Raw genomic sequence first — 20,951 nt, forward strand, 5'->3', positions numbered from 1 at the left:
ATCGCAGGAGAAAATGGAATGTCATCGCATTCGTACGCCGCCCAGTACCGCAACACCGGCCTCAGCAGCGCCGTCATGGACGCCGATCCGCACCGCCTGGTGGCCCTGCTGCTGTCGGGCGCCTGCGAACGCCTGCGGCTGGCCGATGCGTGCATGGAACGTGGCGACCTGGCACGCAAGGGCAAGGCGATCGGCGAAGCGTGCGCCATCATCGGGCACCTCAATGGCTCGCTGGACCACGAAGCGGGCGGCGAGATCGCCGGCAGTCTCTCCGCGCTGTACGACTACGTGCAGACGCGCCTGATCGACGCCAACCTGCACAACGACACCGCCGCACTGCGCGAGTCGCTCGACCTGCTGGGCGAGATCGAATCCGCCTGGAACGCCATTCCCTCCGAGCAGCGCCAGCCGCCGGCCATGGCCGCCGCGCGATGAACGCCACACCGGCCCTCGACGACCTCTTCGCCCAGCTCGACGGCATGCGCCACGCCCTGCACGCGGGCGAACTGGAGGACGTCGAGCGCCTGCTCAACCGGCACGACCACGACGTGCGCGCTTTCCTGCACGCCGACGGCGGCCGCTCCGCCGGTTACGACGCGCTGGCCGTGTTGCTGCGTGCGCAACTGGAACTGCAGAAGTCGATGCAGGACGCGCGCGAACAGGTGCGGATCCGCATGCACGTCAACCAGAGCGCCGACCGCGCCGCGCGCGCCTACCTTTCCGTTGTCGAGGGGTGAGCCATGACCGCTTCGATCATCCTCGTGGAGCACCCTGCCGAGCATGCGCTGTTCGATGGCGCGCTCACCTGCGAGGTGGTGCTGCCCGCGCGCTTTGACGCGGGTGCACGGGTCCTGATGCAGGCCCCGTCGGAGGCCTTGCTGAAAGGGTTGGCTGTCGCCGAGGACGTGCGTGGCGAAGACCCCGACGACCGCAAGGAAGCCACCCCCACGCAGCAGCGCATCGAAGCCAAGCTGGACCTGGTGCTGTCGCTGCTCGGCCGGCTGGCGCGCAGCCAGCATGAAACCCTGCCCGCCACCCCGTTGCGCTGGTCGCACCGTGGCCTGCGCCTGGACGTCGTGTCGCCGCAGGACCTGGCCGTCGGCGTCGCCGGCGTGGTGACCGTGCAGCCCGCCACCTGGTTGAGCGACCACATCGAACTGCCCGCCACACTGCTGGCGCAGGCCGAAGGCTCGCAAGGCATGCAACATCTCTGGCTGCAGTTCGACACCCTGGGCGCCGGCCTTGCCGAAGCCATGGACCGCCACCTGTTCCGCCTGCATCGCCGCCAGATCGCCGAAGCCCGCCAATCCCAGCACGCGGCACGTCCGTAGCCAGCTTTCCGCGCATCCACGCCCACTGCGGCATCCGCGACGTGCACGCATCACATGCCGCGATTGCGGTATTCGCCCTTTTCACGCGAACGCGGTCACCACAAGTGTGACTGATGTCGTGGTTTCACTTTTCCATCGCGATTCTGAATTGGCGCACGGGGACAGCGCGGCTATCGTGACATCACCAAGCAACGCGATATCGACTGGTTCTTCCCTGTGCGTGTACTCATCGTCGACGACCACACTCTGGTCCGCGCCGGCATCGGCCGGCTGCTGCAGTCGCTGCCCGACGTGGATGTCGTGGCCGAAGCCTGCAACGCGCAACAGGCGCTGGACATGGCGGCGATCCACCGCCCGGACCTGATCCTGCTCGACCTCTCCCTGCCCGACCGCAGCGGGCTGGACCTGCTGCCGCTGCTGCGCGAATCGCTGCCGCAGACCCGCGTGGTGATCATGTCCATGCACAACGATCCCACCCAGGTGCGCGTGGCGCTGGACCGCGGCTGCGCCGGCTTCGTGGTCAAGGAAGCCGCGCCGATGGAACTCGAACTCGCCCTGCGCGCCGCGGCCAGTGGTCAGGTGTTCCTGAGTCCGCAGGTGTCATCGAAGATGCTGGCGCCGATGCTCAATCCGCAGCGTCCCACCGGCATCGCCGCGCTGTCGCCGCGGCAACGCGAGATCCTGCGCCAGCTGGGCAGCGGCATGAGCAGCAAGGAAATCGCAGCCCAACTCGGCATCAGCGTGAAGACGGTGGAAACCCACCGCGCGCGGATGATGGAATCGCTGGGCTGCCGTCGCGCCAACGATCTGCTGTTGCTGGCCGCACGCCACCAGAACGAACTGGCCTGAGCCTTGCAGGAACGGCGTGGATGTCCCCCGCCGGCGACGGATTCCCGTTGCCGCACCGCCCTGACGGGCACTTCCCATCGACGATAACCCGACGCTGTAGGGGAAACCCTGACGGCCAGTGGGGTGTGCCCGCAGCACAACCAGAAACGCCCTGATTTTTTTTCCGTCACCGGGCGCCCAAAGTGTTCACACGATGTGAAGCCGACCTCGGCACGCCATCGAATCGGGGACAACGGGAATGAAGACGGGACTTTCCACCCAACTGGGGCAGCAACTCCATCTGACGCCACAACTGCTGCAGTCGATCCGGCTGCTGCAGCTGGATGGCCTGCAGTTGGAGATGGAAGTGCGCCGCGCACTGGACCTCAATCCGCTGCTGGAAGTCGAAGAAGCACAGGATGCCGAGACGGCCGCCGAGATCGAACTGTTGCCGGCGCAGGACGCCGCCGCCCTCGATGCCGCCGCGTTCGACGAACTGCCCGAATCCAGCCTGTGGGACGTGGCCGGCGCCAACTGGCAGGACGGCGACGACGACCGCATGCAGCGCGTGGAAGCCGGCGAATCCAGCGATCCGCATGTGCGCGTGCTCGACCGACTGGCGCTGGAACTGGATGGCCGGGCGCTTGACGTGGTCGCCTTCTGGCTCGAACACACCAACGACGCCGGCTACCTGGAACAGGCGCCCGACACCCTGGCGCTGCTGGCCTCGGCCCGCTTCGACCTGACCACCGACGCCGCGCTGCAGCTGCGCGAGCGCCTGCTGCGGGGCGAATTCCCCGGCCTGGCCGCCGCCGACGTGCGCGAGTGCCTGCAGGTGCAACTGGACTGCCTGCAAGGCCGCGTGCCTGGCCGCCATGTCGCCCGCCGCATCGTCGCCGAAGGCCTGGCGCTGCTGGCCGCACACGAATACGACGCCCTCGCCCGCCTGCTGGACCTGGAACTCGACCAGGTCATGGAAGGCGTGCGACTGGTGCTGTCGCTGGATGCGCGCCCCGGCGCGTCGCTGGCGCCGGCACCCACCGGCTACATCGTCCCGGACGTGGTCGCCTGGCATGCCGACTGCGCCTGGCGCGTGGCCCTGAACCCGGCGACCACACCGCGCGTGCGCGTCAATCCGATGCAGGAACGCGCGCTGGACCAGGCCGAAGCCTCCGAAGGCGCCGGCAAGCTGCGCGAGCTGCTGCAGGAAGCGCGCTGGCTGACCCGCGGCCTTTCGATCCGTTACGACACGCTGCTGCGGACGGCACGCGCCATCGTCGAGCGCCAGGCCGGTTTCCTGGCCCAGGGCGATGAAGCGATGGCCCCGCTGACGCTCAAGGAGATCGCCGACGCCATCGGCATGCACGAATCCACCGTTTCGCGCATCACCACAGGCAAGTACATGCAGACGCCGCGCGGCACGTTCGAGCTCAAGCATTTCTTCGCGGTACGACTGGAAGGCGCCAACGTGTCCGGACCGGCCGTGCGCGCCATGGTGCGCCGCCTGATCGACTCCGAACCGGCCGGCAAGCCGCTGGCCGACGAAGCCATCGCCGGCCTGCTGGCCCGCCAGGGCATCCACATTGCCCGCAGAACTGTGGCGAAGTACCGGGAACAGCTCGATATCGCTCCCGCCCGGGAACGCCGACGCGCTACCGTACCGGTCTTGGCCAAGGCCGGATAAGAACGGAGCACGACCGCAATGAGCAAGATCACCGTACTGCTGGTGGACGACCACGAAGGTTTCATCAACGCCGCCCTGCGCCACCTGCGCAAGGTGGAGTGGCTGGACATCGTGGGCCGCGCCAGCAACGGCCTGGAAGCCATCGAACGCTCGGAGACCCTGCGTCCGGACGTGGTGCTGATGGACCTTGCCATGCCGGAGATGGGGGGGCTGCAGGCTACCCGCCTCATCAAGACGCAGGACGCACCGCCCTTCATCGTGATCGCCAGCCATTTCGACGACGCCGAGCACCGCGAACACGCGATGCGCGCCGGTGCCGACGAATTCGTCAGCAAGCTTTCCTACATCCAGGAAGTCTTGCCCATCCTCGAAAGGTTCAAAGACAGCCGCCATGAGTGAATCCCGCATCCTCGTCATCGACGCCGACGCCACGCGTGCCGAACGCCTGGCCGGCCTGCTCGAATTCATGGACCTGACACCCCGCTGGGTCGCCAGCGCCGGTGACGTGGATGTGCGCCGCCAGCGCCCGCACGACTGGCTCGCGATCGTCGTCGGCACCCTCGACGACGGCAAGGCCGCCGACGCGTTCTTCGCCTGGCTGGGCAAGGCGCAGCTGCCGCCGCCGGTGCTGCTGATGGAAGGCGACACCGCCGCCTTCGCCACCGCGCACGGCCTGCACCACGTCGGCGTATGGACGCTGGAAAGCCCCATCCGCCACGTGCAGCTGGAAGCCTGCCTGCGCCGCGCCAGCCTGAAGCGGCTGGATACCGAACACCAGGCCCAGCAGGTCACCACCAGCGGCCCGACCGGCAACAGCCCGGCCGTCACCCGCCTGCGCCGCATGATCGAACAGGTCGCCAGCTTCGACACCACGGTGCTGGTGCTGGGCGAATCCGGCACCGGCAAGGAAGTGGTGGCGCGCGCCATCCACGACCAGTCGCCGCGCCGCGACGGGCCGTTCGTTGCCATCAACTGCGGCGCCATTCCGCCGGACCTGCTGGAAAGCGAACTGTTCGGCCACGAGAAAGGCGCCTTCACCGGTGCACTCAGCGCCCGCAAGGGCCGTTTCGAGATGGCCGAGGGCGGCACGCTGCTGCTGGACGAGATCGGCGACATGAGCCTGCCGATGCAGGTCAAGCTGCTGCGCGTACTGCAGGAGCGCAGCTTCGAACGCGTGGGCGGCAACCAGACCATCCGCTGCAATGTGCGCGTGATCGCCGCCACCCATCGCAACCTGGAAGCGCGCATCGCCGACGGCCACTTCCGCGAAGACCTGTTCTACCGCCTCAACGTGTTCCCCATCGAGATGCCGGCGCTGCGCGAGCGCGCCGACGACCTGCCCGACCTGGTCACCACCATCGCCGCGCAACTGGCACGCACCGGCCGCGGTGAAGTGCGCTTCGCCAACGAAACGCTGCAGGCACTGCGCCTGTACGCATGGCCGGGCAACGTACGCGAGCTGACCAACCTGGTCGAACGGCTGGCCGTGCTGCATCCGGGCGGGCTGGTGCGCGTGGCCGACCTGCCCAAGCGCTACCAGCCGGAAGGCATGGAGGCGCTGGTCGCCCATGCGCCCGCGCCTGCACCGGTGGCCGCTGCACCGGCCCCGCTGCCGACCGCCGTCGTGGCCGCCGCGGTGTCGCCGGCCGACCGCCTGCCCGAATCCGGCATCGACCTGCGCGAACACATCGCGCAGATCGAGCTGAACCTGATCCGCGATGCGCTGGACCGCGCCGGTGGCGTGGTCGCGCACGCCGCGCAATTGCTGGGCCTGCGCCGCACCACGCTGGTGGAGAAGCTGCGCAAGTACGGCATCGAGCGCGAAGAGGTCGCGCTGGCGACGGAAAACTGACTGGCGACGGACGGCGTTTGCGGCACGGGTCTTGCAACTGATCCGGCAAGAAACCCCGACGACCGAAGCACCCGCCCATGTCCGACGTCTCCTCCATCCTCTCGCAGATCCGCAGTTACCAGCACCAGGTCGGTACGCGCGCCCTCGAGCCGATGCCGAACCCGGGTGCGTTCACCCCGAACCGGGTGGGGTTCGAGCAGCCGGGCGTCAAGGCGCCGAGTTTCGGCGACACGCTGCAGAACGCGCTGGAAGGCGTGAACAACGCGCAGAAGACCTCCGGCGCCCTGGCGCAGGCCTTCGAACTGGGGGATCCGCGCGCTGACCTGGCGCGGGTGATGGTGGCCGCACAGCAATCGCAGGTCGCCTTCCGCGCCACGGTGGAAGTCCGCAACCGCCTGGTGCAGGCGTACCAGGACGTGATGAACATGCCGCTGTAGCGCCGAGCTTGCTCGGCTGGATTGAACAGCAGCCGGGCAAGCCCGGCTCCACAAGAACCCACACGCCGTTTGAACCGGGAACCGCAACACCATGGCCCTCACGCTGTCGAAGGAAGCCCTGAAGGAATCGCTGACCGCCGACAAGGCCGGTGCGGCGCTGACCAAGATCCAGGACGCCCGCGTGTTCAAGCAGATGGGCACGCTGCTGCTGATCGCCGGTGCGGTCGCCGTGGGCATGATGGTGTTCTTCTGGTCGCAGAAGCCCGCATACACACCGCTGTATACCGGCCTGGACGCGAAGGCCACCGCCGAAGCCACCGACATGCTGCGCGCGGCGCAGATCCCGTTCCAGCTGGACCAGGCCAGCGGCGCGATTTCGGTACCGGAAGAAAACCTGCACGACGCCCGCCTGAAGCTGGCCGGTGCCGGCCTGGCCGAAAGCGGCCGCCTCGGCTTCGAGATGATGGAGCGCGATCCGGGCTTCGGCGTCAGCCAGTTCGTCGAGAACGCACGCTACCAGCACGCGCTGGAAACCGAGCTGGTCCGCACCATCACCACCCTGCGCCCGGTCCGCGACGCGCGCGTGCACCTGGCCATTCCCAAGCCCAGCGCCTTCACCCGCCAGCGCGAGGTCGCCAGCGCGTCGGTCGTGCTGGACCTGCGTTCCGGTGCATTGCTGGAACGCAACCAGGTGGATGCCATCGTGCACCTGGTGTCGTCCAGCATTCCCGACCTGGCACCCGAGCGCGTCACCGTGGTCGACCAGAGCGGCCGCATGCTGACCATCAGCGATCCGAACAGCGAAGCGGCGCTCAACGCCGCCCAGTTCGAACGCGTACGCAAGCTGGAAACCTCGTTCAACGACCGCATCCGCGAACTGCTGGAACCGCTCACCGGTCCCGGCCGCGTGAATGCCGAAGTCGCCGTGGACATGGACTTCTCGGTCACCGAAGAAGCACGCGAAACCTTCGCAAACGATCCGGCCAAGATCCGCAGCGAGCAGGTCAGCCAGAACACCGTCGCCGGCACTGGTCCCGAAGGCGTGCCCGGCGCGACCAGCAACACCCCGCCCGGTCCGAATGCCGCCGCTGCGCCCAACCCCGCCGCGCCGACGGAAACCTCCAGCAGCGCCACCCGCAACTTCGAGATGGACCGCACGCTGCAGCACACCCGCCAGCCGGCCGGCCGCGTGCGCCGCGTCACCGCCGCCGTGCTGGTCGACCACGTGCCGCGCACCGGCGAGAACGGCAAGGTCGTCATGACCGCGCTGGACGCCGCCACCCTGGCCCGCATCGAAGCGCTGGTGAAGGAAGCCGTGGGCTTCGACGCCGCGCGCGGCGACTCGGTCTCGGTGATGAACGCGCCGTTCGTGCGCGAAACCGAAGCCCCGGTGGACGTGCCTTTCTGGGAAAGCCCGTGGCTGCACAACCCGATGCTGCGCGATATCGCCCGCTACGGCCTCGGTGCGCTGGTCGTCATCGCGCTGCTGTTCGGCGTGCTGCGCCCGGCCATGCGCCAGATCATCCATCCGGCCACCCGGCGGAGGACGCAGGACGAGGACGACGGCATCGACGTCACCGTGATGGACGAGGACGACATGGAGGCCGGCGCCCTGGCCACGCTGTCGCACGACGCACTGCCGCCGATGCGCGCCCTGCCCTCCGATGCCTACGAAGACCGTCTGCGCCAGGCGCGCGAAGCGGTGAAGACCGATTCCAAGCAGGTGGCGCAGGTCGTGAAGGACTGGGTGGCCAGCGATGAATAACGCCGAACACAACCTCAACGGCGTGCAGAAGGCCGCCGTGCTGCTGCTCTCGCTGGGCGAGGAGGACGCGGCCGAAGTGCTGAAGCACATGAACGCCAAGGAGGTGCAGAAGCTCGGCATCGCCATGGCCACCATCTCCGGCGTCAGCCGCGAGCAGGTGATGCAGGTCATGGCCACGTTCGGCGAATCGCTGGACAAGCAGACCTCGCTGGGCATGGGCGCCGACGACTACGTGCGCAAGGTGCTGGTGCAGGCCCTGGGCGAAGACAAGGCCGGCAGCCTGATCGACCGCATCCTGCTGGGCCGCAACACCACCGGCCTGGACACGCTGAAGTGGATGGATCCACGCGCGATCTCCGACCTGGTGCGCAACGAACACCCGCAGATCATCGCCATCGTGCTGGCCCACCTGGACAGCGACCAGGCCGCCGACACCCTCAAGCTGCTGCCCGAGCGCACCCGCACCGACGTGCTGCTGCGCATCGCCACGCTGGACGGCATTCCGCCGAACGCGCTGAACGAACTCAACGAGATCATGGAGCGCCAGTTCGCCGGCAACCAGAACCTCAAGGCCTCCAGCATCGGTGGCGTCAAGGTCGCGGCGAACATCCTCAACTTCATGGACTCCGGCCAGGACCAGGCCATCCTCGGCAACATCACCCAGGTCGACGCCGACCTGGGCGCGCGCATCCAGGACCTGATGTTCGTGTTCGACAACCTGGCCGACCTGGGCGACCGCGAACTGCAGGCACTGCTGCGCGAAGTCCCGAACGACCGCCTGGGCCTGGCGCTGCGCGGCGCCGATGCCAAGGTGAGGGAAAAGATCACCCGCAACATGTCCCAGCGCGCGGCGCAGATCCTGGTAGAAGACATGGAGGCCCGTGGCCCGGTGCGCCTGTCCGATGTGGAAGGCGCGCAGAAGGAAATCCTCGCCATCGTGCGCCGCCTGGCTGACCAGGGCGTGATCTCGCTGATGGCCGGCGCCGAGGAAATGGTATGAGCGCGCCGTCGCCGCTGCGCTGGATGCCGGCGCCGCTCGACGTCGTCGTCGCAGCGCCCGCCGCCGAGCCGGAAGCGCCGCCGCTGGTGCCGCCGACGATCGAAGAGATCCAGGCCATCCAGGATGCCGCGTACCGCGAAGGCCTCGAACGCGGGCTGGCCGAAGGCCACGCCGAAGGGTTCGCCACCGGCCAGACCGAAGTCCGCCGGCTGGCCGCGCAGATGGAAGGCATCCTCGACAACTTCTCGCGTCCGCTGGATCGACTCGAAAACGAAGTCGTCGGCGCCCTGTCCGAACTCGCCGTGCGCATCGCCGGTGCGCTGGTGGGCCGTGCCTACCAGACCGACCCCGTCCTGCTGCAGGAACTGGCGACCAGTGCACTGGATGCTGTCGGCGGCGCGCAGCGCGAAGTCGAACTGCGCCTGCATCCCGACGACATCGCGGCCCTCACTCCCGTGCTGGCCATGGCCCCGGGTACGCGACTGACCGCGGACACCTCGCTCAGCCGCGGCGATCTGCGCGTGCACGCCGAAAGCGTCCGCATCGACGGCACCCTTGAGGCCCGCCTACGCGGCGCGCTGGAAACCGTGCTCAACCGGAGCACGCGCGCATGAGCGCCCAACCGCTGGAATGGCTGACCGCACGCGACCTGCGCCTGTCCGCGCGCCTGTCGCAGATCAATCCCGAACTCGGCGGCCGCGGCCTGATCCGCGAAGGCATCCTGCGCCGCGCCGTCGGCCTCACGCTGGAAGCCATCGGTTGCGAAGCTCCGATGGGCGCGACCTGCAAGGTGGAAGTCGTCGACGGCGGCTGGGTGGATGCGGAAGTCGTCGGCTTCTCGGGCGAACGCACCTACCTGATGCCCAGCGCCGAACTGCACGGCCTGCTGCCGAATGCGCGCGTGGTGCCTTCGCGGCGCCGCGGCGGCGTGGAGGTCGGCGAAGGCCTGCTGGGACGCGTGATCGACAGCGACGGCGTCCCACTGGACGGCCGTGGCCCGATCCGCGCGGAGGGCAGCGTCAGCCTGGCGGGCATGACGATCAACCCGCTGTCGCGCGAACCGATTACCCAACCCCTCGATGTCGGCGTGCGCGCGATCAATGCGCTGCTGCCCATCGGCCGTGGCCAGCGCGTGGGCCTGTTCGCCGGCTCCGGCGTGGGCAAATCCACGCTGCTGGGCATGATGACCCGCTATACCGCCGCGGACGTGATCGTCGTCGGCCTGATCGGCGAACGCGGCCGTGAAGTGCGCGACTTCGTCGAAAGCACGCTCGGCCCGGTAGGCCTGGCGCGCGCCGTGGTCGTCGCAAGCCCCGCGGACCGTCCGCCGCTGGCCCGCCTGCAAGGTGCGTATCGCGCCACCGCCATCGCCGAGTGGTTCCGCGACCAGGGCCTCAACGTGCTGCTGCTGATGGACTCGCTGACCCGCTTCGCCCAGGCCCAGCGCGAGATCGGCCTCTCGGTCGGCGAGCCGCCGACCACGCGCGGCTATCCGCCGTCCGTGTTCGCGCGCCTGCCCGCACTGGTGGAGCGTGCCGGCAACGGCGCGAAAGGACGCGGTTCCATCACCGCGTTCTACACCGTGCTGACCGAAGGCGACGATCCGCAGGATCCCATCGCCGATGCCGCGCGCGCCATCCTCGACGGCCACATCCTGCTCTCGCGTCGCGTGGCCGACAGCGGCCTGTATCCGGCCATCGATGTGGAGTCCTCGGTCAGCCGCGTGGTCACCGAGATCGCCGACGAAACCTGGCGCGACCGCATCCGCAAGCTCAAGCGCCTGCTGTCGGCCTACAACAGCAACCGCGACCTGATCGCCATCGGCGCCTACCAGCGCGGCAACGATCCCACCGTGGACGAAGCGCTTGAACGCTGGCCGGAGATCGTCGAATTCCTGGGCCAGGACGTGGCGCGCGCCGCCGACCTGCCCAGCAGCCGTGCCGCCCTCGAATCGCTGGTCCAACGCAACATCGCTGCCGGCGTCCCCACGCCACGCAGCCCGCAGTAACGCCAAGGAATCCCCGCCATGATGCAGTCCCGCCGAATCGATCCGCTGTTGCGCCGCGCGCAGGAACACGAGGATTCCGTCGCCCGCGACCTGGCCGAGCGCCAGAACACGCTGGCGCAGCACGAGTCGCGCCTGGAGGAACTGCGGCAGTACGCCGAGGACTACGCCAACAGCCAGATGGCCGCCACCAGTCCGGCGCAGCTGGCCAATCGCCGCGCCTTCCTGGAACGCATCGACCAGGCACTGGCGCAGCAGTTGCAGAACGTCGACCGCAGCCGCAGCAGCGTGGACATCGAACGCGACCGCCTGCTGCTGGCCAGCCGCGACAAGCAGGTGCTGGAGCAACTCGCCGCCAGCTACCGGGCCCAGGAACGGCAGGTGGTGGAACGGCGCGACCAGCGCGACATGGATGACCTGGGGGCGCGCCGTGCACGACTGGCCGCCACCGCACAGGAAAGCGAGGAAGCCTGATGCCATCCCCGGTGGCGTCGCTGCCTTCCGCTGGCAAGACGATGTCCCCCGCCACGGTGGGGGGCGGTGCGCAGACGCGTGAAGCCGCATCGGAACCGGCGAAGCCCAGCTTCGACGAGATGGTGCGCCGCCCGGCAATGCGTGAAGATGCCCCGGCGCGAAAGCCCGCGCCCCGGCGCGACGAGGGACAGGAGACCACCCTGCCACCCGCGCACACCGCCAAGCGCAGCCCGGGCAATGCGGCGCAGGCAACGGACGATCAGGACACCCGGGAGACTCGCGTCGCCACGCTCGTGCTGCCGGATCTTCCGGTACCGGCAAGCGTCGTGCCGCCGTCCGATCCTGGCGTCGCTGCGGTGCCGACCGATCCGCCGGGCAATCCGCTGCTCGGCAACCCGCTGCTCTGCGGCGCCCTGCCTGCGGAGGCGCCCTGCTCCCCCGATGCCCTGTTGGCAGGCAGTCGCGCCCTTGTGCCCGCCGCGCCGGCAGGTGCCTTGCCGGCCGCGGCCATCGCAGGACCGGACAACCCGGGTGTCGGCGACCTGCAGGACGCCGCCACCACAACCGGCGCCGATGCGACCGCGACAGCCTTGCCGACAACCACCGCCACGACCGACAACGTGGCCAGGGCGCCGCTGCAGAACCTGCTCTCCTTCACCGCCCACCTGGCCACCGGCCAGGCCGCCGCCGCGATACCGGAGGTGATCAACCTCGGCCGCGACATCATTGATGCCCTGCGCAGCGACGACGCGGAAACCACCACGTCGCCCACCGGCACGCTGCTCGCCGGCGTCGGCGCGTCGAATGCCCCGCTCGGCCTCTCGCGTACGGAGACCGTCAATGCGATGGAAGCACCGAGCGCCGACCTGCATGGCGGCCACTTCGACGGAGACGTCGCCGATGCAGTGCGCTGGATGGCCGACCAGAAGATCGGCCATGCACACATCAAGGTGACCCCGAACGACCTCGGCACCGTGGAGATCCGCCTGCGACTGGAGGGCGACCGCGTGCACGCCGACTTCTCCAGTGCCCAGGCCGAGGTTCGCCAGGCACTGGAAAGCAGCCTGCCGCGGTTGCGCGACATGCTGGGCCAGCACGGCTTCCAACTGGCCCATGCCGATGTCGGCCAGCAGCATGCACCGCCGTCGCAGGGCGGCACGGCGCAGCACGGTGAAAGCGCCGCAGACACCAGCGACGCCGCAGCCGAGACACCGCGTACCGTCCGCATGACGGCGCGGGGACTGGTGGACGCGTACGCCTGACGGATCCGCTTGTCCTGTAGGAGCGACGTGAGTCGCGACCGCAGACATTCCGCGCCATGGGCGCCGGCCCCACGCGGCCATCCTTGCGCGCACACCGTTTCCGGACCGCCATGGCGTGCGGTCGCGACTCACGTCGCTCCTACAGAAGGCATCCCCGTCAAATCCCCGTCGGGTCGCCCGCACCACCACGGCACGCCGCTTGCATCACCTGGACTGACCCCTCAGGAGATCCACCGCCGTGGCAGCCGCCGACAAGAACGCAAGCAAATCCAAGGCCGACAAGGGCGACAAGCCCAAGGGCGGCAAGTCGCTGCTGACCATCGGGCTGGTGGCACTGGTCGCGGCCGGGGCCGCCGGCGGTGGTGCGTGGTACTTCGCCAGCCATGCCGGCGCGGAAGTGAAGGCCGATGCCCCCAAGGCCAAGAGTCCCGGCGAAGTTCCCGCCCCCGCCCAGTACTTCGCGCTGGAGCCGCCTTTCGTGGTCAACCTTGTCGGCGAAACGGGCGGCGCTCGCTACCTGCAGGTGGAGGTGCAGCTGATGACCCGCGATCCCGAATCGCTCAAGGCCATCGAACTGCATGCCCCCGCCATCCGCGCGCGCCTGCTGATGCTGTTCGCGCAGCAGGATGCCGCCGGCCTGATGAGCCGGGAAGGCAAGGAACGACTGCAGAACAGCGCGCTCTCGGAAGTGAAAGCGCTGCTGGTGGCCGAAACCGGCAAGCCCTCCGCCGACTCCCTGCTGTTTACCAGCTTCGTGATGCAGTGACGGAACCGTGCCGCCATGAACAGTGACCTGCTGTCGCAAGACGAGATCGACGCGCTGCTCAACGGCGTCGATACCGGCGCGATCGAGACCGAAGAACCGCCGGTCGATCCCACCATCGCGCGCACCTACGACTTCGCCAGCCAGGACCGCATCGTGCGCGGCCGGCTGCCGACGCTGGAGATGATCAACGAACGCTTCGTGCGCACCTGGCGGATCGGCCTGTTCAATCTGCTGCGGCGCTCGGCCGAACTGTCGGTGCGCGGCATCGAGACGATCAAGTTCGGCGACTACCTGCACTCCCTGTACGTGCCCACCAACCTCAACCTGATCAAGTTCAAGCCGCTGCGCGGCGTGGGCCTGATCGTGTTCGAACCCAAGCTGGTGTTCACCATGGTGGACAACTTCTTCGGCGGCGACGGTCGCTACCCGGCCAAGATCGAAGGCCGTGAGTTCACCGCCACCGAGATGCGGGTGATCCAGCTGCTGTTGAAGCAGACCTTCACCGATCTGGTCGATGCCTGGGCGCCGGTGATGCCGGTGGACTTCGAATACATCACCAGTGAGGTCAATCCGCACTTCGCCAATATCGTCAGTCCCCGCGAGTACGTGGTCGTGAGCCGCTTCCATGTGGAACTCGATGGCGGCGGCGGCGACCTGCACGTGACGCTGCCGTATTCGATGCTGGAACCGATCCGCGAACTGCTCGACGCCGGCATCCAGTCCGACCGCGTGCACGACGACGACAGCTTCCGCGTCACCCTCCACGAGCAGTTGCGCGGCGCCGAAGTCACCGTCTCCAGCGTGCTGGCGGAGAAACGCATCAACCTGCGCCAGCTGACCCGGCTGAAGATCGGCGACATCCTGCCCATCGACCTGCCCAAGTCGGTGCCGGTGTGTGTCGAACAGGTGCCGGTGTTCACCGGCGAGTTCGGCATCTCCAACGGCAACAACGCGGTGAAGATCACCGCCAAGCATCCTCCCGGCAGCCACCACAAGCACGCGGCGCCGCCCCGCCATGCCCTGACACCCGTCGCCTTCCAGGACGCCACACCATGATTCCCGAGAACGAAGAGATGCTCGCCGCCTTCGGCGACACCAGCGCGGATGCCCCCGCGCAGGACAGCGACAGCGACAACGACATGAGCCTGGACGTGATCCTGGACGTGCCGGTCACGCTGTCGCTGGAAGTCGGCCGCACCCGCATGCCGATCCGCAACCTGCTGCAGCTCAACCAGGGCTCGGTGGTGGAACTGGAGCGCGGCGCCGGCGAACCGCTGGACGTGTTCGTCAACGGCACGCTGATCGCGCATGGCGAAGTCGTGGTGGTCAACGACCGTTTCGGCGTGCGCCTGACCGACGTGGTCAGTCCCAGCGAACGCATCCGCCGCCTGCGCTGAGCCGATGTCCATGCACGCCTTCGCCCTGCTCGCCACCGCGGCGGCACCCGTACAGAAGATCGGCCAGCACGCGCCGTCCACGCCCGGCATCGGCGGCGCGCTCGTTGGCCTGATCCTGGTACTCGGCCTGATCCTGGGCATGGCCTGGCTGCTCAAGCGCATGCCCGGCATGGGCGCCGGCATCCGGCCCAGCGAACAACTGCGCGTGGTGTCGATGCTGTCGGTCGGTGCCAAGGAGCGCGTGATGGTGATCGAAGTCGGCAAGGAACAGGTGCTGATCGGCGTGACCGCCGGCGGCATCACCGCACTGCACACCCTGCCCGAACCGCTGGTTGTCGCACCCGCGCCGGCCCTGCCCAACTTCGCCGAACTGCTGGCCAAGCGCCTGCGCAAAGAGTCCTGAGATGCGTCGTTTCGTCCTTTCCCTGATCTGCCTGCTGTGGTTGGCCGCGCCTACGCTGGCGTTCGCGCAGGCCACGACTGCACCCGCACCCGCCACAACGCCTGCCGCCGCTGCGCCGGCCGCGCCCACCGCACCGACCCTGCCCACGCTGCCGAAGGTCAACGTGGGCCAGGTGGGCGACAACACCGTCAGCCTGCCACTGCAGACGCTGCTGCTGATGACGGCGATCACGCTGATCCCGTCGGCGCTGCTGGCGATGACGGCCTTCACCCGCATCATCATCGTGCTCGGACTGCTGCGGCAGGCGCTCGGCACGGGCCAGACACCGTCCAACCAGGTACTGGTGGGCCTGGCGCTGTTCCTGACCATGCTGGTGATGATGCCCGTCGGCGAAAAGGCATGGGCACAGGGCATGGCGCCCTACCTCAATGGCCAGATCGATTTCTCCACCGCGTGGACGATGACCACCGGGCCGCTGCGCGACTTCATGCTGGCGCAGGTACGCGAAACCGACCTGATGACCTTCGCCGGCCTTGCCGGCCACGGCAGCTATGCCAGCCCGGCGGACGTGCCGTTCCCCATCGTGGTGGCCTCGTTCATCACCAGCGAACTGAAGACCGCGTTCGAGATCGGCTTCCTGATCTTCATTCCCTTCGTGATCATCGACCTGGTGGTCGCCAGCGTGCTGATGTCGATGGGCATGATGATGCTGTCGCCGATGCTGGTGTCCGCGCCGTTCAAGATCCTGCTGTTCGTGCTGGTGGACGGCTGGGTGCTGATCGTCGGCTCGCTGGCCGCCAGTTTCAACGGCGTCTGAGGAGCACGCGATGAGTCCCGAACTTGCCCTTACCGAACTGCGTGACGGCCTCGAAATCGCCCTGTGGGTCGGTGGCCCGCTGTTGCTCGTGGTGCTGATCGTCGGCGTGGTGGTCGGCGTGATCCAGGCGGCGACACAGCTCAACGAGCCCACCATCGCGTTCGTCGCCAAGGCGATCGCGCTGACCGCGGCGCTGTTCGCCACCGGCAGCTATCTGCTCGGCGTGCTGGTCGAATACACGACCAACCTGTTCCAGCGGCTGCCTCACCTGATCGGCTGACGACGCGGACGCGACGCGATGGATCCCGCGACCCAGATGGTCATCGACGGCCAGCAGGCCTTCGGCATGGTCAACGCCATCCTGTGGACGATGCTGCGCACCGGCGCGCTGCTGATGGCGGCGCCGTTGATCGGCACGCGCGCCGTCTCGGTGCGGGTGCGGGTCATCATCGCCGGCGCGCTGGCGATGGCGCTCGCACCGTTGCTTCCGGGCACGCCGGACCGGATCGCCTTCGACGCCAGCACCGTGCTCAACGTGGCGCGCGAACTTGCCGTCGGCGCGAGCATGGGCTTCATGCTGCGGCTGGCGTTCGAAGCCGGCGCGATGGCGGGCGAACTGATCTCGCAGGGCACGGGCCTGGCCTTCGCCCAGATGTCGGATCCGTTGCGCGGGGTGAACTCCGGTGTCGTCGGCCAATGGTTCTACCTGGCATTCGGCCTGCTGTTCTTCACCGCCAATGGCCACCTGGCCCTGGTGTCGCTGCTCGTGGACAGCTATCGCTCGCTGCCGATCGGCACCTCGCTGCCGGACGTGCAGCAGATGCTCGAAGTCGCGCCGATGCTGTTCAGCCACATGCTGCGTGCGGCCGTGGGGCTGGCCCTGCCGGTGATGGTCGCGATGCTGGCGGTGAACCTGGCCTTTGGCGTGCTGGGCCGCGCCGCGCCGGCCCTCAATCCCATCCAGCTGGGCCTGCCCACGGCCCTGCTGCTGGGGTTGTTCCTGCTCGCGCTGCTGGCAGGCGAGCTGGGGCCGCCGGTACAGCGCATCTTCGACCTTTCGTTTGATGCAGCGCGGCAAATCAGCGCTTAACGAAACTGCGGTTATCCTCCGCGGGAGCACCCCGGCGCCTGCTGTTCAGGCCTCTGCGTGCGGGTTTCACACGATGTGTGCGCCCCCTGTTCCACTAAATGCATGAATCTGTGCAGAATGGGACTGAGGGAGGCGCCACATACGCCAGCGCACGGTCCGGACCCAGGTCCAGGCCGACGCAGGAGAGCTCCCCCCGCGAACCGGAGAATGCCTGTGAGTCCAAACCCCACCCACAAGCGCCGTACCAGCCAGGAGACGCGGGAAGCCGTGCTCATCGCGGCGCGCAGGCTGTTTTTCACCAAGGGCTTCGACCAGACCACCCTGATGGACCTGGGCGAAGAAACCGGCCTCAGTGCCCGCGGCGTGATCCTGCACTTCGAGACCAAGGCAGACATCATCGCCACCCTGCTGATCCGCGACTACACCGCGCGCAAGGCGCCCATGGTGGAACGCCCGCAGGGGTCGACGCATGCCCAGCGCATCCTCGATTTCTATTTCTGGATGGCACGCGAGGACGCCGCCAATTTCATCGCGTTCCCTGCCTTGTGGAGCGTGTCGGCGCGCTGGTCGCCCAGCGTGGAGGCGGAAATGAACACCGCACTGCGCCGGATGCGCGAGCCGGTGCGCCAGGAGCTCAGCCGCGGCATGGCCGCGGGCGAATTCCGCGGCGTGGACATCCAGCATGCGGACGAGATGATCTGGCAGAGCTACCAGCACGGCCTGCGTGCCGTCTCCGTCAACGGCGGCACCCCGGCCATGGCCGTGCCGCAGGTGTTCAAGACGCTGGAAGCACTGACGGCCTGATTCGCGGCGCCCCTGGGCGCCGCATGTCGGACGCCGGACGCGGCATGTCCGGGACCTGGCCGCCACGGCGTGATTCCAGGTGTCATGCCGATCGCGCCCGCTGTTGCGCAAGGAATCCCCATGCGCGCCACCTCCTGGGTTCTGCTCGTTTTCTATCTGCTGTGCTGCCTTGGCGCGCTGGGACTCATCCACGTCTCCGACCATCGACTGCTGGGACTGCAGCCCGACCCACTGGCGCACTCATTCGCCTGGCTGCTCGCCCTGCCATGGTCGCTGCTGACCCTGTTTTCCCTTGCCGGCACACCGACGGTGGCTTATGCATTGACCATCGCCGGCATGCTGCTGAACCTCGGGCTGGGCGTGGTCTGGGTGAAGCGCTGCAAGGCTGCGTGATGCCCACGGGTGCCATCGCATGACAGACACGACAACGGCCGCATCGGCGGCCGTTGTCGTGGGATCGGGCAACGCGCGCAAGGCTACTTGTCGCGGCCGTTACCCTTGTTTCCGTTGCCCTTCCCGCTGTTGCCCTTGCCGGGATGGTCGGCATGGGCGGGCTTGCCGCCCTGGCTGGACTGCGCAGGCTTCGCGGCGCCTGCACGCTTGCCCTGGCCGGGACCATGCTTGGACCAGTCCACGCTGGTGCGCTGGTCGATGCGGATGGGATAGCCCCAGCGGTCGTAGGTGCCCACCGCGCCGTTCTTCAGGGCGTGGAAAGCCGGGGAGCCGGGCTTGATGCCCATCTGCTTGGCGAGGTTGCCCCAGCCCTGGCCCGGATTGCGCTCATAGCGTTGCACCACATCCAGGCAGGGAATGCCGAGCGCCCGCGCGATGGCGCAAGCGAAATACACATCGGCCGGCGCCCAACCGCGACGATCGAGCAGGTCCAGAACCAGCGAGCGGGGCGCGCCATAGTACCCGGCCATCTCGGAAACGAAGGGGTCACGATACCGGCGGCCATAGTCGTTGATCTCACCCAGCCGGGTATCGACCCACACATCGCCCGTCCGGATGTTGTAGCCCACGGTCTGCGCATGCAGGGGCTGGACGCCTCCCACCGCAGCTCCGGCAACCGCCATCACCACTACCCAGCGCGCCAACATGTTCATGCTCTGCTCCTCCGTTGCGGTGCACGGAGTCTTGGCGCGATGCACTGAATACGCAATGACGCACCGCGCGAAACGTGATGCGAATCGGGGCGGCTCACTGCGTCCGATCGTGGCCACCTGTTGCACCCAAGCGTGACATGGGTCACGCCCACCCACAGGCAAGCGCCTACACTGCGCGGTGGCCCATCTCCGCCGAACCTCCTGCGATCGCGTGAACGTTTGAACGACGAAGAAGCATCCCGCCCCCGGGCGCATCCGGCCCTTGTCATGAAGCCGACCCGCCGCGACTTCCGCCTCGACATCATCGTCCTGCTGGGCTCGATCACGGGCGTCACCATCGCTGTCTTCGGCGTCTATCGCTGGCTCAGCGGGCAGCATGCCATTGCCTGGCTGGACTTCCTGATCGTCGCCGGCGTCATGCTGCCGGTGCTCTATGCATGGCGGACCGGAGACAGCACGCGCGCCGGCGTGGTGCTGTGCGTGCTGAACTCGGCAGGCACGCTCGCGGCATGCCTGCTGGCGGGACATACGGCGCTGACGTGGATCTATCTGGTCCTGCTGACGAACTTCTTCATCGCCAACCGCTGGCTGGCGGTGTCCGCGAACCTTGCCATCCTGGTCGGCGTGCAGTTACTTCCCGGTTTCTTCCATGACGGGTTCCATGCCACGTCGGTGGCGGTCAGCGTGCTGCTGATCACCGGATTCTCGTACATCTTCGCCAAGCGCACGCAGGGAGACCGGGCACGACTGGAGAAACTGGCCGCGATCGATGCACTGACCGGCGTCCCCAACCGGCGCAGCATGGAACGCGCGCTGGCGGATGCAGTCAATCGCTTCCAGCGCGGCGAATGCGGCTTCGGACTGGTCGTCCTGGACCTGGACCACTTCAAGGGCGTCAACGACCAGTACGGGCACGCGGCCGGCGATGCCGCCATTGCGGACCTCGCCTCGATCCTGCGTTTCGAAATGCGGCGCAACGACCAGGTGTTCCGTTTCGGTGGCGAAGAGTTCGTCGCCCTGCTGGAACTGGACAACATCGAAGATCTCGAAACCACCACCGAACGGCTGCGCAAGGCCGTGCGCGCCTCGCTGCGCGGTCCGGGTGGACGCATCACCATCTCGCTGGGCGCGGCCCTGCTGCGCGAACACGAGAAAACCTGGCATGACTGGTTCTCGCGCGCGGACGCCGCGTTATACCGTGCCAAGTCGGCCGGCCGCGACAGCTACGTGATCGCCGACGACCTGTTCTAGGCGTGAGTGGGATCGCGTGGCCGACCGGCGGCATCGCACTCCTCACCGCCCCGGTTCCTCTGCCGTCGTCCCAGCGAACGCTGGGACCCATCTGCTCTTGCCCTGGAAGTCCCGCCATTCACCGGCATTGGATTCCAGCCTTCGCTGGAATGACGGGATCAGGATCAGCCGGCCGGCACCCCTACCGTCGTCCCAGCGAAAGCTGGGACCCATCTGCTCTTGTCCCGAAAGTCCCGGCACTCACAGGCAATGGATTCCAGCCTTCGCTGGAATGACGGGATCGGGATCAGCCGGCCGGCACCCCTACCGTCGTCCCAGCGAACGCTGGGACCCATCTGCTCTTGCCACGGAAGTCCCGGCACTCACGGGCAATGGATTCCAGCCTTCGCTGGAATGACGGGGTCGGGATCATCCAACCGGTCTCCCCACCGTCGTCCCAGCGAACGCTGGGACCCATCTGCTCTTGCTCTTGAAGTCCCGGCACTCACAGGCAATGGATTCCAGCCTTCGCTGGAATGACGGGATCGGGATCAGCCGGCCGGCCCCCTATCGTCGTCCCAGCGAACGCTGGGACCCATCTGCTCTTGCCTCGGAAATCCCGGCACTCACAGGCAATGGATTCCAGCCTTCGCTGGAATGACGGGATCGGGACCAGCCGACCGGACACCTACCGTCGTCC

23 protein-coding genes and 2 pseudogenes are annotated in these 20,951 nt (G+C 67.9%); 24 read left to right on the top strand and 1 reads right to left on the bottom strand.

Translation table 11 applies throughout. The features are described 5' to 3' along the window. The first annotated feature begins 18 nt into the window (after positions 1-18). The 23 genes and pseudogenes from fliS to OY559_RS11300 all read left to right on the top strand — a co-directional run bounded on the left by fliS (position 19) and on the right by OY559_RS11300 (position 18,308). Positions 19-435: a flagellar export chaperone FliS gene (gene fliS, locus OY559_RS11190; RefSeq protein ID WP_277726345.1), complete on the top strand. Its 417-nt coding sequence runs from the start codon at positions 19-21 to the stop codon at positions 433-435. Further along, positions 432-737 (top strand): hypothetical protein, encoded by a 306-nt coding sequence (locus OY559_RS11195; RefSeq protein WP_142124891.1) that lies wholly within the window; start codon positions 432-434, stop codon positions 735-737. The genes fliS and OY559_RS11195 overlap by 4 nt, the downstream gene beginning before the upstream one ends. 3 nt (positions 738-740) lie before the next feature. Further along, a complete protein-coding gene (locus OY559_RS11200) occupies positions 741-1,331 on the top strand; it encodes a PilZ domain-containing protein (protein WP_277726346.1) in 591 nt (196 codons plus the stop codon). 216 nt (positions 1,332-1,547) lie between these two features. Further along, positions 1,548-2,180, top strand: coding sequence for a response regulator (locus tag OY559_RS11205; protein ID WP_142124893.1), 633 nt, complete (start codon positions 1,548-1,550; stop codon positions 2,178-2,180). 238 nt (positions 2,181-2,418) lie between these two features. Further along, on the top strand, positions 2,419-3,843 hold the full coding sequence (gene rpoN, locus OY559_RS11210) for an RNA polymerase factor sigma-54 (protein ID WP_277726347.1): 1,425 nt from the start codon (positions 2,419-2,421) through the stop codon (positions 3,841-3,843). 18 nt (positions 3,844-3,861) lie between these two features. After that, a complete protein-coding gene (locus tag OY559_RS11215; protein ID WP_142124895.1) occupies positions 3,862-4,242 on the top strand; it encodes a response regulator in 381 nt (126 codons plus the stop codon). Beyond that, positions 4,235-5,695 (top strand): sigma-54 dependent transcriptional regulator, encoded by a 1,461-nt coding sequence (locus OY559_RS11220; RefSeq protein ID WP_277726348.1) that lies wholly within the window; start codon positions 4,235-4,237, stop codon positions 5,693-5,695. The genes OY559_RS11215 and OY559_RS11220 overlap by 8 nt, the downstream gene beginning before the upstream one ends. A gap of 77 nt (positions 5,696-5,772) precedes the next feature. Further along, positions 5,773-6,132, top strand: coding sequence for a flagellar hook-basal body complex protein FliE (gene fliE / locus OY559_RS11225; RefSeq protein WP_277726349.1), 360 nt, complete (start codon positions 5,773-5,775; stop codon positions 6,130-6,132). Between the two features lie 91 nt (positions 6,133-6,223). Further along, positions 6,224-7,897 (top strand): flagellar basal-body MS-ring/collar protein FliF, encoded by a 1,674-nt coding sequence (fliF, locus tag OY559_RS11230; protein ID WP_277726350.1) that lies wholly within the window; start codon positions 6,224-6,226, stop codon positions 7,895-7,897. Next, a complete protein-coding gene (fliG, locus tag OY559_RS11235) occupies positions 7,890-8,897 on the top strand; it encodes a flagellar motor switch protein FliG (protein WP_277726351.1) in 1,008 nt (335 codons plus the stop codon). Before fliF ends, fliG begins: the two co-directional genes overlap by 8 nt. A gap of 89 nt (positions 8,898-8,986) precedes the next feature. After that, a pseudogene (locus tag OY559_RS11240) lies at positions 8,987-9,511 on the top strand (FliH/SctL family protein); the annotation flags it as partial. Beyond that, positions 9,508-10,905, top strand: a complete 1,398-nt coding sequence (gene fliI, locus OY559_RS11245) for a flagellar protein export ATPase FliI (protein WP_277726352.1) — start codon at positions 9,508-9,510, stop codon at positions 10,903-10,905. The pseudogene OY559_RS11240 and the gene fliI, both read left to right, overlap by 4 nt. An 18-nt stretch (positions 10,906-10,923) precedes the next feature. Continuing rightward, complete coding sequence (gene fliJ, locus OY559_RS11250) at positions 10,924-11,376, top strand: flagellar export protein FliJ (protein ID WP_277726353.1); 453 nt, start codon at positions 10,924-10,926, stop codon at positions 11,374-11,376. Beyond that, positions 11,376-12,638: a flagellar hook-length control protein FliK gene (locus tag OY559_RS11255; RefSeq protein ID WP_277726354.1), complete on the top strand. Its 1,263-nt coding sequence runs from the start codon at positions 11,376-11,378 to the stop codon at positions 12,636-12,638. The genes fliJ and OY559_RS11255 overlap by 1 nt, the downstream gene beginning before the upstream one ends. Before the next feature lie 238 nt (positions 12,639-12,876). Then, on the top strand, positions 12,877-13,404 hold the full coding sequence (locus OY559_RS11260) for a flagellar basal body-associated FliL family protein (protein ID WP_142124904.1): 528 nt from the start codon (positions 12,877-12,879) through the stop codon (positions 13,402-13,404). Between the two features lie 15 nt (positions 13,405-13,419). Then, entirely contained in the window at positions 13,420-14,460 is a 1,041-nt protein-coding gene (gene fliM, locus OY559_RS11265) for a flagellar motor switch protein FliM (protein WP_277726355.1), read from the top strand. A gap of 80 nt (positions 14,461-14,540) precedes the next feature. Then, positions 14,541-14,801, top strand: a pseudogene (gene fliN, locus OY559_RS11270) (flagellar motor switch protein FliN); the annotation flags it as partial. 10 nt (positions 14,802-14,811) lie between these two features. After that, on the top strand, positions 14,812-15,204 hold the full coding sequence (gene fliO / locus OY559_RS11275; protein WP_277729987.1) for a flagellar biosynthetic protein FliO: 393 nt from the start codon (positions 14,812-14,814) through the stop codon (positions 15,202-15,204). Between the two features lies 1 nt (position 15,205). Further along, complete coding sequence (gene fliP, locus OY559_RS11280) at positions 15,206-16,021, top strand: flagellar type III secretion system pore protein FliP (RefSeq protein WP_277726357.1); 816 nt, start codon at positions 15,206-15,208, stop codon at positions 16,019-16,021. Positions 16,022-16,031: 10 nt separating this feature from the next. Next, positions 16,032-16,301 (top strand): flagellar biosynthetic protein FliQ, encoded by a 270-nt coding sequence (locus tag OY559_RS11285; RefSeq protein ID WP_192202651.1) that lies wholly within the window; start codon positions 16,032-16,034, stop codon positions 16,299-16,301. An 18-nt stretch (positions 16,302-16,319) separates the two neighbouring features. Next, positions 16,320-17,111 (top strand): flagellar biosynthetic protein FliR, encoded by a 792-nt coding sequence (fliR, locus tag OY559_RS11290; protein WP_277726358.1) that lies wholly within the window; start codon positions 16,320-16,322, stop codon positions 17,109-17,111. Between the two features lie 213 nt (positions 17,112-17,324). Next, positions 17,325-17,915: a TetR/AcrR family transcriptional regulator gene (locus OY559_RS11295; RefSeq protein ID WP_277726359.1), complete on the top strand. Its 591-nt coding sequence runs from the start codon at positions 17,325-17,327 to the stop codon at positions 17,913-17,915. A gap of 120 nt (positions 17,916-18,035) precedes the next feature. Further along, positions 18,036-18,308, top strand: coding sequence for a hypothetical protein (locus OY559_RS11300; RefSeq protein ID WP_277726360.1), 273 nt, complete (start codon positions 18,036-18,038; stop codon positions 18,306-18,308). Between the two features lie 83 nt (positions 18,309-18,391). Here the strand turns inward: OY559_RS11300 and OY559_RS11305 are convergent, their stop codons facing one another. Then, complete coding sequence (locus OY559_RS11305; protein WP_277726361.1) at positions 18,392-19,021, bottom strand: hypothetical protein; 630 nt, start codon at positions 19,019-19,021, stop codon at positions 18,392-18,394. Positions 19,022-19,288: 267 nt separating this feature from the next. Between OY559_RS11305 and OY559_RS11310 the strand changes: the two genes are divergently transcribed. Further along, complete coding sequence (locus tag OY559_RS11310) at positions 19,289-20,272, top strand: GGDEF domain-containing protein (protein WP_277726362.1); 984 nt, start codon at positions 19,289-19,291, stop codon at positions 20,270-20,272. The last annotated feature ends 679 nt before the right edge of the window (positions 20,273-20,951 follow it).

Source organism: Pseudoxanthomonas sp. SE1 (genome assembly GCF_029542205.1).
GTDB lineage: Bacteria > Pseudomonadota > Gammaproteobacteria > Xanthomonadales > Xanthomonadaceae > Pseudoxanthomonas_A.